Annotated in this window: 13 protein-coding genes; 7 read left to right on the top strand and 6 right to left on the bottom strand. The window is 61.9% G+C overall.

Annotated elements, in window-relative coordinates; all coding sequences use genetic code 11:
• Positions 1-176: 176 nt before the first annotated feature.
• Positions 177-1,058 (top strand): DMT family transporter, encoded by an 882-nt coding sequence (locus tag ACK59Z_RS04490; RefSeq protein WP_108191647.1) that lies wholly within the window; start codon positions 177-179, stop codon positions 1,056-1,058.
• Position 1,059: 1 nt separating this feature from the next.
• Here ACK59Z_RS04490 and ACK59Z_RS04485 read toward each other — a convergent pair whose 3' ends face one another.
• Positions 1,060-1,950: a triacylglycerol lipase gene (locus ACK59Z_RS04485; protein ID WP_003249615.1), complete on the bottom strand. Its 891-nt coding sequence runs from the start codon at positions 1,948-1,950 to the stop codon at positions 1,060-1,062.
• Positions 1,951-2,073: 123 nt separating this feature from the next.
• Between ACK59Z_RS04485 and osmE the strand changes: the two genes are divergently transcribed.
• Entirely contained in the window at positions 2,074-2,415 is a 342-nt protein-coding gene (osmE, locus tag ACK59Z_RS04480; RefSeq protein WP_004576961.1) for an osmotically-inducible lipoprotein OsmE, read from the top strand.
• A 43-nt stretch (positions 2,416-2,458) separates the two neighbouring features.
• Positions 2,459-2,989, top strand: coding sequence for a bacterioferritin (locus ACK59Z_RS04475; RefSeq protein WP_004576962.1), 531 nt, complete (start codon positions 2,459-2,461; stop codon positions 2,987-2,989).
• A 39-nt stretch (positions 2,990-3,028) separates the two neighbouring features.
• On the opposite strand, the gene ACK59Z_RS04470 is transcribed toward ACK59Z_RS04475, so the two are convergent.
• Positions 3,029-5,095, bottom strand: coding sequence for an AsmA family protein (locus ACK59Z_RS04470; protein ID WP_060545173.1), 2,067 nt, complete (start codon positions 5,093-5,095; stop codon positions 3,029-3,031).
• Positions 5,096-5,435: 340 nt separating this feature from the next.
• Here ACK59Z_RS04470 and ACK59Z_RS04465 point away from each other — a divergent pair, with 340 nt between their 5' ends.
• The 4 genes from ACK59Z_RS04465 to ACK59Z_RS04450 all read left to right on the top strand — a co-directional run bounded on the left by ACK59Z_RS04465 (position 5,436) and on the right by ACK59Z_RS04450 (position 8,153).
• On the top strand, positions 5,436-5,888 hold the full coding sequence (locus ACK59Z_RS04465; RefSeq protein ID WP_108191649.1) for a phage infection protein: 453 nt from the start codon (positions 5,436-5,438) through the stop codon (positions 5,886-5,888).
• A 122-nt stretch (positions 5,889-6,010) separates the two neighbouring features.
• Entirely contained in the window at positions 6,011-6,646 is a 636-nt protein-coding gene (locus tag ACK59Z_RS04460; protein ID WP_003249603.1) for a TetR family transcriptional regulator, read from the top strand.
• 52 nt (positions 6,647-6,698) lie between these two features.
• Positions 6,699-7,799 carry an AGE family epimerase/isomerase gene (locus ACK59Z_RS04455; RefSeq protein ID WP_060545171.1) on the top strand — a complete coding sequence of 367 codons (1,101 nt, stop codon included), beginning with the start codon at positions 6,699-6,701 and terminating at the stop codon, positions 7,797-7,799.
• Positions 7,800-7,904: 105 nt separating this feature from the next.
• On the top strand, positions 7,905-8,153 hold the full coding sequence (locus ACK59Z_RS04450; RefSeq protein ID WP_012053847.1) for a hypothetical protein: 249 nt from the start codon (positions 7,905-7,907) through the stop codon (positions 8,151-8,153).
• A 48-nt stretch (positions 8,154-8,201) separates the two neighbouring features.
• Here the strand turns inward: ACK59Z_RS04450 and ACK59Z_RS04445 are convergent, their stop codons facing one another.
• The 4 genes from ACK59Z_RS04445 to livM all read right to left on the bottom strand — a co-directional run bounded on the left by ACK59Z_RS04445 (position 8,202) and on the right by livM (position 12,446).
• Positions 8,202-8,966 carry an SDR family oxidoreductase gene (locus ACK59Z_RS04445; protein WP_003249597.1) on the bottom strand — a complete coding sequence of 255 codons (765 nt, stop codon included), beginning with the start codon at positions 8,964-8,966 and terminating at the stop codon, positions 8,202-8,204.
• Between the two features lie 593 nt (positions 8,967-9,559).
• Positions 9,560-10,276 carry an ABC transporter ATP-binding protein gene (locus tag ACK59Z_RS04440; protein ID WP_004576969.1) on the bottom strand — a complete coding sequence of 239 codons (717 nt, stop codon included), beginning with the start codon at positions 10,274-10,276 and terminating at the stop codon, positions 9,560-9,562.
• Positions 10,273-11,148, bottom strand: coding sequence for an ATP-binding cassette domain-containing protein (locus ACK59Z_RS04435; RefSeq protein WP_003249594.1), 876 nt, complete (start codon positions 11,146-11,148; stop codon positions 10,273-10,275). Before ACK59Z_RS04435 ends, ACK59Z_RS04440 begins: the two co-directional genes overlap by 4 nt.
• Positions 11,145-12,446, bottom strand: a complete 1,302-nt coding sequence (gene livM, locus ACK59Z_RS04430; protein ID WP_108191650.1) for a high-affinity branched-chain amino acid ABC transporter permease LivM — start codon at positions 12,444-12,446, stop codon at positions 11,145-11,147. The genes ACK59Z_RS04435 and livM overlap by 4 nt, the downstream gene beginning before the upstream one ends.

Raw genomic sequence — 12,446 nt, 5'->3', positions numbered from 1 at the left:
TAACAGACATTCGATAATACAGGCCTATCGAGGGCCTGCCTTGCAGGCCTTCGCGGGCTCGCCCGCTCCCACAGGATCTGCGCCAGCCTCCAGGCCTGTGTATCCCCATGGGAACGGGCAAGCCCGCGAGGGCGGCAAGGCAGCCCCAATCCAGGCCCCAATGAGTGACCCGCTACATGAATTACCTGTTCCCCCTCACCGCCATCCTCATCTGGGCTGGCAACACCGTGGTCACCAAGATGTCCGCCGGCGCCATCCACCCTGCGGAGATCGGTTTCTACCGATGGTTGCTGGCCGCCTTGCTGTTCACGCCGTTCATGCTGCCCGCCGTTTGGCGCAACCGCGCAGCCATCCGCCCGCACCTGACCCAGGTGTTCGTGCTCGGCGTGCTGGGCATGGCGATGTACCAGAGCCTGGCCTACTTCGCCGCCGGCATCACCAGTGCCACCAATATGGGCATCATCCTCTCGCTGATGCCGCTGATGTCACTGGCGCTGTCCATCGCCTGGCTGGGCCAGCGCCTGAGCTACGGTGCCCTGCTGGGCGCGGTGGTGTCATTCTTTGGCGTGCTTGAAGTGGTCAGTGCCGGCCACCCCGCCAGCCTGCTGCAGCATGGGCTGAACAGCGGCGACCTGTTGATGCTGGTGGCTACATTGGCCTATGCGCTGTACAGCTTCCTGCTGAAGAAATGGCAGCTGCGCCTGCCGCCGATGCAGCTGCTGTACCTGCAGGTTCTGGTGGCCATCGTCGTGTTGCTACCGCTGTTCTTGCTGTCGGCCAAGACCGGCCTGAACAGCCACAACATCGGCCTGGTCCTGTATGCCTGCGTACTGGCCTCGATGATCGCGCCACTGGTGTGGATGCAGGCCGTGCACCGCCTGGGGCCCAGCCGCACCACACTGTTCTTCAACTTGCTGCCGCTGGTCACCGCGCTGATCGCCGCCGTGGTGCTCGATGAGCAACTGGCCAGTTACCACCTGGTCGGCGGCCTGCTGACCCTGGCCGGGGTAGTGCTGGCCGAACGCTGGACCACGCCGATCCGCCGCCAACGCACTTGAGCTAAAGCCCCGCCGCCTTGAGCCGGGCGGCATGTTCGGTGAACAGCCGCACCGGCTCCGCGCCTTTGCCCACGGCACCGAGCGACTGGTTGACGATGTCCAGGTGATCGAGCGGGTAATCGTCACCGATCACCTGCCCCAGGTGCGAACTGAAACGCCCGACCATGCCGTCGCAATGGCCCTTTTCCTTGATGAAACTGCGTGCGAACAGGCGGCAGAAGCGGCTGCTGCCGTCAAAGCGGTTGCGCCCCTGGTCTGTCAGGCCGGGTTGCAAGGTGCCGGACCAGGAGTAATAGCGGACGCCATTGACCTCATAGGCCCCTTCCCCACCCCAGGTTTGCGGCAGGCCCTGTGGATAAGCCTGGTTGAACAGCGCCACCCCGGCGCTGGTCAGCGACTGGTGCGAGGCGTGCACATCTACCGGCAGCGGGTCACGACGCCAGCCGGTTTCCAGCCACACCAGCAGCACGGCAAACCCATGCAGCACGGCCTTGAGGACGCGCCCCTGGGGTGAATGGCCCGGTGCCGTGCGTTCCAGGTGGTCGGCCAGCTCGGAGCCATGGTTGGGCCCCGCCACCGAGGTGACCGACGCCACCCGCTCCGGCCGTTTGGCCGCTGCGTAACGCGCGCTCAGGGCGCCCTGGCTGTGGCCGATGAGGTTGACCTTGTCGACGCCGGTACGTTGGCAGATATCGTCGATGATCGCCAGCAACTGCTCGCCGCGCACCTCGCTGGAATGCAGCGGCGAAACCTGCACCGGAAACACCTGCGCCCCGCCCTTGCGCAAGGCCGGCACAATGCCGAACCAGTAGGGGTAGAGCACCATCCGGACAAACCCGAGCATGCCTGGCACCAGCACCAGCGGGTATCGCGTTGCCAAATCCTGCTGCATTGCCGCAGCTCCTTTGCGTGTACGACGGGCCAACACTACAGCGGCCATCATGACCATCGCAATCGAACTCCTGGCGCGCGCTGTGGTTCAAAACCACACAGACCCTTTGCAAGGAGCGGGACCATGTACAAGCAGACCCTGGCAATCCTTCTGGCAAGCGCCACCCTGGCCGCCTGCGGCAGCCGCCCGGAAAACCCGGTGGATTACGTCACCTACCGCGATGAGCCGCTGGTCAAGCAGGTGGAAAACGGTATGACCATGCAGAAGGTCATCGCCATTGGCGGCAGCCCGTCGAACGTGATCGACCTGCCGCATGGGGGTACCTGCAACGACTACATCCTTAACCGCGACGGCAAGCAGCAGCCCTATTACGTGCGCTTCGACGCCACCGGCCATGTCGATGCCAAAGGCTTCAAGACCTGCAAGCAACGCCAAGAGGACAGTGACGCCCTGCATGGCGCGTAAGCCTGCGCCCCAACCTGACCCTGACCCCTGCTGGAGATAACCCATGAGCAATGTTGAACTGACCGATGTGAAGACCCTGCGCGAGCGTGCACGCCAGCATGTGGAGCAGGGCGCGGTGACCGAGGGTTACCACGCTGACCGTGAGCAGATCCTGCGCCTGCTTAATGAATCGCTGGCCACCGAGCTGGTCTGTGTTCTTCGCTACAAGCGCCATTACTTCATGGCCAGCGGCATCAAAGCCAGTGTGGCTGCCGAGGAGTTTCTGGAACATGCCAACCAGGAAGCCGAACATGCCGACAAGCTGGCCGAACGCATCGTGCAACTGGGCGGGGAGCCGGACTTCAACCCCGACAACCTGACCAAGCACTCGCATGCCCAGTACGTGGCCGGCAATTCGCTGAAAGAGATGGTGCTGGAAGACCTGGTGGCAGAGCGCATTGCCATCGACAGCTACCGCGAGATCATTCAGTACATCGGGGATAAAGACCCGACTACCCGTCGTATCTTCGAAGACATCCTGGCGCAGGAAGAAGAGCACGCGGACGATATGTCCGACCTGTTGCAAGGCCTTTGATTTCTGACACCCTCAAGGGGCCGCTTTTGCGGCCCCTTGCTATTTCCGCGCTTTCACCGCTGCCGGCGCCTTGCCTGCCTTCATCTGCTGCAACAACGGTGTGCACTGGTTCGGGTCATCCCCGCTGCTGGGCGCAATCAGCGCCAGCAACCCCGCCGCCGGCCCAGCCACCACACCCAGCGCAACCATACCTGCGCCACGCAACGCCAGCGGCAATGCCTGCACACCGGCGTTCGGTTTGGCAAACGGTCCGCGCACATACAGGGGTGAACGCAGCGAGAACAACCGCAGCCCTTTCGATTCCGGGGTGATGTTCAAATCCAGTTGCTCGGAAGCGAAGTTCGCCGTGCCGTCGATGTAGATGATCGCGTTCTCGGTATCGAAGATGAACAGCCGCGTAGTCGCCAGGCCATCCTTGATGCCCACATCGGCCGCCGCACAGTTGATCTTCACGTCCTCATCACCAAACAGCTTGCCGACCACATAGTTGCCCACGTTCAAGCCGGCAATTTCCATCAGGCTGCGGCTGATGGCGCCATCGTTGATCAGCATGCGCAAGTCGCCATTGGCTGTACCCAGCAAGGCAGCTACCGAGTTGCCACGGCCGCTGATGTCGGCGTCGCCATTGAGCTCACCAAAGCTGGTCTGCATTGGCGCGAAGGTAGGGAACAGTTGCTTGAGCTTGAAGCCACGCGCAGTCAACTTCGCGCGCCCCTGCAAGGGCACGCTGCGCCCGTCCAGGCGGATGTTGGAGGCCAGGCTGCCGCCGGCCACGCCAAAGCGCAGGGGCTCCAGGCGTAACAGGCCGTCTTCGAGCACCACATGGGCCGACAGGTCAGTGAACGGCAGTTGCGCGCTGTGCACGATGCGCTTGCCAGCAAAGGTGACATCAGCGTCCATTGCCCGCCAACGCTCGGTGCGAAACGCCTCCACTGGCAGCACCTTGCCTGCAGGCTGCTTGCTGGCACCGCCGCGGGCCTTCTGTTCGGCATTGGAGTCGGCACCGATCAGCGGCGCCAGGTCCTTGAACAGCAACTGGTTCGATACCAGGTTGCCAGACAGTCTGGGCCGTGGCTGGCTGGCAACGAAGGCCAGGTCCCCATGGATATCGCTGTCGCCGATCTTGCCGTTGAAGCCCTGGTAATTGAACGACGCCCCTTGCGCCGCCTGCAGGTTGGCGCTTAGGCGGCCGTCGGTGGAATAGGCCGGGGTGTCAGGCAAGGTGACGCCGGTCAATGGGTAGAGGTTGCCCAGGCTGGCACCCGACAAACGCAGGCGCAGGTCGAGGGCACCAAGGTTGCGCGGGTCGGTGAGGGTGCCCGCGAGCACCACATGGGTGTCGGCGATGCGCACGTCGGCCTGCAGCGGGAACGGCTGGCTGGCGTCCTGCAGGGCCAGCAGGCCGCCGATCTTGCCGGTGCCGGACACTGGCTGGCCTTTGTAGCGGCCCTGGGCCTTGAGGCCGAAGGCATAGTCCTGCGCACCGCCGGCCTTCTCGGCGCTGGCCTTGCCGACAATCTCACTGAACGGGATTGGCTTGCCAAGCGGGTCAATCTGCACCTTCATGCTGGTTTTGAGGGTCTGGTCGTCGAAGCTGACGTTGCCTTGGTCAAAGCCGATGGCGCCGATGTCCAGCTGCCATTTGGAAGGTTCAGCGTTTTCATCCTTGGGGCCGAAGTCGAAGACCCAGTTGGCGCGGCCATCGGCCAGGCGAGTGAGGCTGGCAGTGGGCTTGGTGAGGTTGATGCGGGGTATGCTGATCTGCTGGAACACCAGCGGTAGCGGCGCCAGGCGAAACTCCACGCGCTCAAGGCCGACCATCTTCGGCTCCTTGAGCCACTCGGGGTTGCCCAGCGTCAGGTCTTCGGCAATGAAGTGCGGCCAAGGCACCCAGGCACGCCAACCGCCCTCTTCGGGCTCGGTACGCCAGTGCACGGCGAGGTTGCCGTTGATCGCGAAGGGCCGATGCAAGGCTTCGGAGACCTTCTCGTTGAGCAGTGGCTTGACGCGGTTCCAGTCGAAGGTGGCAATCACTACCACCAGGATCGCCAGCACGGTAAGCAGGCTGGCGAGGGTCCAGACGAGGATTCTGGCGGGACGCGTCATTGCGTATTTCTCCTTGCGGCATGACAGAAAACAGGCGCAGCGATGGCCTCAATAACTCCGACTGATGAAAACCCGTGAGGTTTTATCGGTGGCGCCATGATAGCGAAGTTTTTCCTGGCCTCTTGCTCAGAAATTTGTCTTACCAGACTGTACATGTTACCCACCGCCAACCGGGCAAGGGGATTGCCTGCATGGCTGCAATGGCCGGAATAGACGCCCTGAAAACCTCTATCAATATGGTCGATTGTTACCATTACCCGTATGAACTTCTCTCTGGCGTTACGCGGCGTAGCATTGGCTTCGTACCCACTTTCCAGCCCCCGAGAGGAGCACCGAAATCATGAAACGCCATCTGCTGACCCTGACCCTGTCCCTTCTGGCCGCCAACGCTTTCGCCCTGCCGGCGTCCGAGCAACACCTGACGTCCGAAGCGCGCTCCAGCGCTGCCGAAATCGCCCAGCCGCTGAAAACCGTCGCTGAAGGCGGCTCCGATCGCCTGATCGAACGTTCTGCCCGTGTTGCCGAAGGTGGCGCTGATCGCCTGATCGAACGTTCTAGCCGCGTTGCCGAAGGTGGCTCCGATCGCCTGATCGAACGTACTGGCCGCGTTGCCGAAGGTGGCTCCGATCGCCTGATCGAACGTTCTGGCCGCGTTGCCGAAGGTGGCTCTGATCGCCTGATCGAACGTTCCGGCCGTGTTGCCGAAGGTGGCTCTGATCGCCTGATCGAACGTTCTGGCCGCGTTGCTGAAGGTGGCTCGGATCGCCTGGTTGAACTCAGCCGTGTGAGCTGATCGCCATGGCCGAAAAGAACAACTTCTGTCACAACGCTTGCTCCCCTCCAGGCCCGGTCCATTGACCGGGCTTTGTTTTTTTATCTAGAGTGCCCAGCCTGACCGTTACAGAAGCCCGCATCATGCTGCCGCGCGCCGAACAGAAGCTACAGACCCGCCAGGCCCTGCTCGATGCCGCCTGCCTGCTCATGGAGAGTGGCCGTGGTTTCGGCAGTATCAGCCTGCGCGAAGTGGCGAAGACAGCTGGCATCGTGCCGACCGGCTTCTATCGGCATTTCTCCGACATGGACGCTCTGGGCCTGGCCCTTGTCGCCGAAATCGACACCACCTTCCGCCAGACCATCCGACTGGTGCGCCAGAACGAATTCGAACTGGGCGGCATCACCGACGCCTCGGTGCGCATCTTCCTCGACGTGGTAGCCGCCCACCGCGCGCAGTTCCTGTTCCTGGCCCGCGAGCAATACGGCGGTGCGCAGGCCGTGCGCCAGGCCATTGCCCGCCTGCGCCAGGATATCAGCGACGACCTTGCCACCGACCTTGCTCGGATGAAGCGCTGGCAACACCTGGACAGCGCCGCGCTTGCGGTGATGGCCGACCTGGTGGTGAAGACCGTGTTCGCCACCCTGCCCGAACTTATCGACAACCCGGAAGCGGGTTATCCACAGGCCCTGACGCCCCAGGAAAAGATCACCCAGCAGTTGCGCTTCATCTTTGTCGGGGCGCGGCATTGGCAGGGGCTCGGCAACCCAGGCTACTGAAAACCCCACTTCTGCTACCATGGCGCCCTGCCCGACAGCGACGAGCGCCGAAATGTCCGACCCCCGCCCCACCCTGCCCGAACTGGCCCGCTTCAACCAGCACTTCGCCGAACGCATCGTGCCGCTGTGGCAAGGCCCGGGCTGGAACGCCGACATGGCTCTGCCCTACGAAGCGCTGGACGCCCAGCACCATCCGTTGCCGGTGCAGCGCTACCGGGCCATGGCCTGTGCACGCCAGCTGTATGTGTTCAGCAGCCGTATCGGGCAACCGGGAGCTGCGGAGCGTGCCGCAGCCCTGTTTCGCTCGCTGCAAAAGCACTTCCACGATGCCGAGCACGGTGGCTGGTTCTACAGCATCGACGCCCAAGGCAAGCCGCTGGACCGGCGTAAGGACCTGTATACCCACGCCTTCATCGTGTTCGCCTGCGCGCACTACTGGGGCAAAGTGCGCGAAAGCCTGGTGGAGTCCACGTTGAATGCCGCGCTGGACATCATCGACCAGCAGTTCGCCCGTGACGATGGCCTGTACGAAGCCTGCCTGGGCGAAGACTGGGCCGACCTCGGCAGTGGCCCGCTGCAGAACCCGCAGATGCACCTGGCCGAAGCGTTCCTGCAAGTACTGGCAGTGCGTGGCGACGAACATGTCCGCCAGTCGCTGCTGCAATTGTGCCAGGCGCTCGAGGCGCATTTCATTGAACCGGCCCATGGCCTGATGCTGGAAAAGCCACACGGGGCTGTGGATAACTGGTTCGAGCCTGGGCACCAGTTCGAGTGGTTCTATCTGCTGCATACCTCCCCGCTGCTGCGTGACACGCCGCTGCATGCGTCGATAGACCGGGCCTTCGGCTTTGCCGAGCAATTCGGGGTGAAGGATGCGGCCGTACTGGCCATGCTGAATGTGGATGGCCGGGTGCTTGATGCCTCCCAGCGTATCTGGGCGCAGGCCGAGTACCTGCGGGCGCTTACATTGCGTGAAGGCAGTGAAGCAAAGCTCGCGGGGCAGTTGGGCGCCCTTTCAGCGCGGTTCCTGCGTGACGCCGGCTGGTATGAGTGCCGAGGGGGTGACGGCGCGGTGAGCAGGGATGACATGCCATCGACCACGCCTTATCACTTGGCTACCTGCCTGGAAGGGCTGAATCAGGCGAACCTCTGACTGTCCATACAACGAACCTGTCAGGGGTGAGCGTTTCCCTCTGCCGGAAGCATCTCCCCACGCCTATGTTGGTGCTCCTTTCTCGAACGTTCAGGAGTAACCAACATGGAAGCAGAAGCCTTCAAGGCATTTGTCGAAGAGCAGATCAACCGAGCGGCACAGAAGATAATCGATCACGGCCACCGCTATGACGAGCACTCCCATGGCAAACTCAGCTACCTGCTAAGCCTGCGCCGTGTCATCAATTGCAAAGCAACGGCCGAGGACATGGGCCGGCATGACGCCATCAACGATGTCCTTCAAGCGTTAGGCATCATTCCTAAAGAAAGAACCAGCTTTTACTATATCAACTGAGCGATGCGTTGCTTCGCGAACCGGATCTTTCCGGTTCGCGCCTCTTGCTTAGCCTTTTGATCGGTCGATCGAGAACCCTGCCCAGTCCTGGCTCACCGGCATCAGTTCCAGGCTGTTGATATTGATGTGCGCCGGCTGGTTGAGGATCCAGAAGATGGTCTCGGCAATATCCTGTGGCTGGATCGGCTCCGCACCCGCGTAGGTAGCATCGTACTTGGCCTGGTCACCCCCGAAGCGCACCAGCGAGAACTCGCTCTCGCACAGACCCGGCTCGATGTTGCTCACACGCACACCGGTACCGCGCAGGTCGCAACGCAGGCTCAGCGAGAACTGGCCGACGAAGGCCTTGGTGCCGCCATACACGTTGCTGCCCGGGTACGGGTAGTTGCCCGCCACCGACCCGACGTTCAGGATCGACGCGCCGCGGCCATGGGCGATGAGCCGTGGCAGCAGCAGGCGAGTGGTGTACATCAGGCCCTTGATGTTGGTGTCGACCATGGTTTCCCAGTCGTCCAGGCTGCAGTTCTGCGCAGCATCCACACCCAGCGCCAAGCCGGCGTTGTTGACCAGACCGCGAATCTTTTCAAAGCCGGCCGGCAGATTGGCAATAGCCTGCTCCATGGCTTTGCGGTCACGCACGTCCAGCACCAGGCCATGCACTTCGGTCTTGGCCGACAGTTCAGCGCACAGGGCGTCCAGGCGCTCTTTGCGGCGCCCAGTGAGTACCAGCTTCCAGCCGGCTTCTGCGAAGCGGCGGGCAGTGGCCTCGCCGAAACCGGAAGTCGCGCCAGTGATGAATACGGTGGACGTCATGCTGTGTTCCTCACGCTAGGTTGTCATGGCAGCTTTGCAGCATGCCCGCGCCTGGCCTTGACAGCAAGCCGTTCAGGGGCTGTTCATTTTTTGTTCATATTCTGCAAACCCTTGCGGCAGAGGGCTCGCCGCCAGGTATACGCATGTTATCCACAAGGCTTTCCCCACGGATTGGGGGCAACTTGTCCACCGCACGGAACCCTTTCAGCGGGTTGTGGTCGGTGGATATCTTGGCGGTGATGGCGCAAGGCTTTCAAACATGCCGCCTACAGCGGTCTGTCCAAGGTTTTTACACAGAGTTATCCACAGGATTATCGCAGCACTTCAAGTGCACGCAGAGATTTTGAACGCTTGGGGAAATCATCCACAACGGGGATATGAACAAAAAATGATCAAATCGCTACAGGGCTTGATACTCAAGGGCTTGAGCGATATGCCACCATGTTTTCCACAGGCGGCTCCACACTATCCGTGGAAAAGAGTTGGCCTGTGGAAACAATGGCTTGCGAAGTAATATGGGTGTGTTTCGGGAGAAGGGAACGACAAGTTTTCCACATTGAGAAGGGGGCTGCATTGCAGCCCCTGCATACAACTCAGTGCCCGCCCAGATAAGCGTTACGCACTTCCTCATTGACCAACAGTTCCTGCCCGGTCCCGGTCATGCGAATCTGCCCGTTGACCATCACATAGGCCCGGTCCGACAGTTTCAGCGCATGGTTGGCGTTCTGTTCCACGAGGAAGATGGTCATCCCGGTCTTGGCCAGTTCTCGCAGGGTCGAGAAAATCTGCTTGACCACGATCGGCGCCAGCCCCAGCGAGGGCTCGTCCAGCAACAGCAACTTCGGCCGGCTCATCAGCGCCCGGGCAATCGCCAGCATTTGCTGCTCGCCACCCGACATGGTCATGGCCCGCTGGTTACGCCGCTCCTTCAACCGCGGGAACAGCTCGTACATGCGCTGCATGTCTTCGTCGGCATGCTTGTCGCCGATGGGGATGGTACCCATCATCAGGTTTTCCTCGACAGTCATGTCGGGAAACACCCGGCGCCCCTCCGGCGACTGGGCAATGCCGTTGGAGGCGATGTAGTGCGAGGATTTGCGGGTAATGTCGGTGCCACGGTACACGATATGCCCGGATGCCGCCCGCGGCTGGCCGAAAATCGACATCAGCAGGGTCGACTTGCCGGCACCGTTGGCGCCGATCAGGCTTACCGTCTCGCCCTCGTTGATGTGCATCGAGACTTTCTTCAGTGCCTGGATCGGCCCATAGAACACGTCCAGGTCTTTCAGCTCGAGAATGGGTGCACTCATACCAGTTCCTCTTCGTCTGCACCCAGGTAGGCGGCAATCACCGTCGGGTTGTGGCGGATGTCCTGCGGCGCACCTTCGGCAATCACATTGCCGTGGTCCAGCACCACGATATGGTCGGAGATACTCATGACCATGCCCATGTCGTGCTCGATCAGCACCACAGTGATGTCGTGCTCGTCACGTAGCACACGGATCATGCGGCTGAGTGCTTCGGTTTCCTGCGGGTTCAGGCCCGCCGCCGGTTCGTCCAAGCAGATGATCTTCGGCCGCGTGCACATGGCCCGGGCAATTTCCAGGCGGCGCTGCTGGCCGTACGACAGTTCGCCGGCCAAGCGGTTGGCACAATCGACCAGGTCGACCACTTCCAGCCAGTAGAAGGCGTGGTCCAGCGCATCGCTCTCCGCCTTGCGATAGGCCTTGGTGTTGAACACACCTGCCAGCAGGTTTCGGTTGACCCACATGTGCTGCGCCACCAGCAGGTTCTCCACCACCGACATTTCCTTGAACAGCCGGATGTTCTGGAAGGTGCGTGCCAGGCCGGCGCGGTTGACCAAATGGGTACCGCCGAACATCTTGTAGTACATGCGGTTGGCAAAGCGCGCAGGCGAAACGAAGTCGGCCGGCTGGAAGCGCTCACCGAGCAGCTGGATCACGTTGGTATGGCTGCCGCGCACGTTCAGCTCGATGCGCCCGCCACTGGCCTTGTAAAAGCCGGTCAGGCAGTTGAACACCGTAGTCTTGCCGGCGCCATTGGGGCCGATCAGGGCGAAGATCTGGTTGCGCCGGACCTTCAGGCTGACATCGCTGAGCGCCTTGATGCCACCGAACTGCATCATCAGGTTGTCGACCGAGAGAATGATATCGTCGCTCATGGCGCCACTCCTTTACGCGGGGTCACACCGGTACGGCTGATGCGGATCAGCCCACGCGGTCGCCAGATCATCATCAGCACCATCAGCACGCCGAACAGCAGCACCCGGTATTCGGAGAAGCTGCGCAGCAGCTCTGGCGCCACGGTCAGCACGAACGCCGCAATGACCACGCCCACGGTCGAGCCCATACCCCCCAGTACGACAATGGCAAGGATCAACGCCGACTCGAAGAAGGTGAATGAAGACGGGTTGACGAAACCCTGGTAGGTGGCAAAGAACACCCCGGCCAGGCCGGCGGTAGAGGCGCCAAGGGTAAACGCCGAGAGCTTGACCAATACGTGGTTCAGGCCCATCGAACGGCAAGCGATCTCGTCTTCGCGCAGCGCTTCCCAGGCCCGGCCGACCGGCATGCGGGTCAGGCGGTGCTTGATGTACAGCACCGCCAGTACGACCATGAACAGCACCGCATAGATGAACACGAACTTGAGGTTGGCGTTGTATTCGAAGCCGAAGAACTCATGGATCGGCACCCCACCGTCCTTGGCGCGGCGGCCGAACTCCAGGCCGAAGAAGGTTGGCGATGGCGCCGGCATGCCGTTGGGGCCACCGGTGAACGACAGCCAGTTGTTCAGCACCAGGCGAATGATTTCGCCAAAGCCCAGGGTCACGATCGCCAGGTAGTCACCGTGCATCCGGAGCACCGGGAAGCCCAGGATGCACCCCGCCAACGCCGCCGCGATGGCCGCCAGCGGCAGCACGCTCCAGAAGCCCAGGCCAAGGTATTGGTACCCCAGCGCCAGGCCGTAGGCACCGATGGCGTAGAACGCTACATAACCCAGGTCGAGCAGGCCGGCCAGGCCCACCACGATGTTCAGGCCCAGGCCCAGCAGTACGTAGATCAGGCCAAGAATGACCACGGTCAGCAGGTACTTGTTGGCGAAAATCGGGAAGACGATGGCAATCACCACCAGCGCCGGGATGATGTAGCGTAGCCGCGACACATAGTTCGGCGCGCGCACATGCACGCCCGAGCCGCCACTGTCGAAGCCCTCGAGCATGCGCCGCCCGGCAGCGGTCTGCACGTACAGGCTGAGCAGGAAACGCCCGAGCATCACTCCGCCGACCAGCCAGGCAACCCGACGAGGTTCGGCGTTGAAGGTATAACCGTCGAGCACCACGCCGACGATCGGGCCGAAGACAATCAGCGCCAGCAAGCCGGCAACGATGGTCTCGAGCAGGCTGCGCTTGAGATCGAAACCTTTGGTTTCAGAGGCAGAGGCAATTTTGGCAATCGACAT

It is taken from the genome of Pseudomonas sp. KCJK9058 (assembly GCF_046230975.1).
Lineage (GTDB): Bacteria > Pseudomonadota > Gammaproteobacteria > Pseudomonadales > Pseudomonadaceae > Aquipseudomonas > Aquipseudomonas alloputida.
The sequence above is the reverse complement of the archived record's forward strand: the minus strand, read 5'-3'. Positions and strand labels throughout refer to the sequence as shown.

Excerpts from the sequence above, each read along its gene's own strand:
- ACK59Z_RS04455 (WP_060545171.1), top strand. The coding sequence starts at position 6,699 with ATGTCCGACCCCCGCCCCACCCTGCCCGAACTGGCCCGCTTCAACCAG.
- livM (WP_108191650.1), bottom strand. The coding sequence starts at position 12,446 with ATGTCGATTGCCAAAATTGCCTCTGCCTCTGAAACCAAAGGTTTCGAT.
- ACK59Z_RS04465 (WP_108191649.1), top strand. The coding sequence starts at position 5,436 with ATGAAACGCCATCTGCTGACCCTGACCCTGTCCCTTCTGGCCGCCAAC.
- ACK59Z_RS04490 (WP_108191647.1), top strand. The coding sequence starts at position 177 with ATGAATTACCTGTTCCCCCTCACCGCCATCCTCATCTGGGCTGGCAAC.
- ACK59Z_RS04470 (WP_060545173.1), bottom strand. The coding sequence starts at position 5,095 with ATGACGCGTCCCGCCAGAATCCTCGTCTGGACCCTCGCCAGCCTGCTT.
- ACK59Z_RS04440 (WP_004576969.1), bottom strand. The coding sequence starts at position 10,276 with ATGAGTGCACCCATTCTCGAGCTGAAAGACCTGGACGTGTTCTATGGG.
- ACK59Z_RS04450 (WP_012053847.1), top strand. The coding sequence starts at position 7,905 with ATGGAAGCAGAAGCCTTCAAGGCATTTGTCGAAGAGCAGATCAACCGA.
- ACK59Z_RS04485 (WP_003249615.1), bottom strand. The coding sequence starts at position 1,950 with ATGCAGCAGGATTTGGCAACGCGATACCCGCTGGTGCTGGTGCCAGGC.
- ACK59Z_RS04475 (WP_004576962.1), top strand. The coding sequence starts at position 2,459 with ATGAGCAATGTTGAACTGACCGATGTGAAGACCCTGCGCGAGCGTGCA.
- ACK59Z_RS04445 (WP_003249597.1), bottom strand. The coding sequence starts at position 8,966 with ATGACGTCCACCGTATTCATCACTGGCGCGACTTCCGGTTTCGGCGAG.
- ACK59Z_RS04460 (WP_003249603.1), top strand. The coding sequence starts at position 6,011 with ATGCTGCCGCGCGCCGAACAGAAGCTACAGACCCGCCAGGCCCTGCTC.
- ACK59Z_RS04435 (WP_003249594.1), bottom strand. The coding sequence starts at position 11,148 with ATGAGCGACGATATCATTCTCTCGGTCGACAACCTGATGATGCAGTTC.
- osmE (WP_004576961.1), top strand. The coding sequence starts at position 2,074 with ATGTACAAGCAGACCCTGGCAATCCTTCTGGCAAGCGCCACCCTGGCC.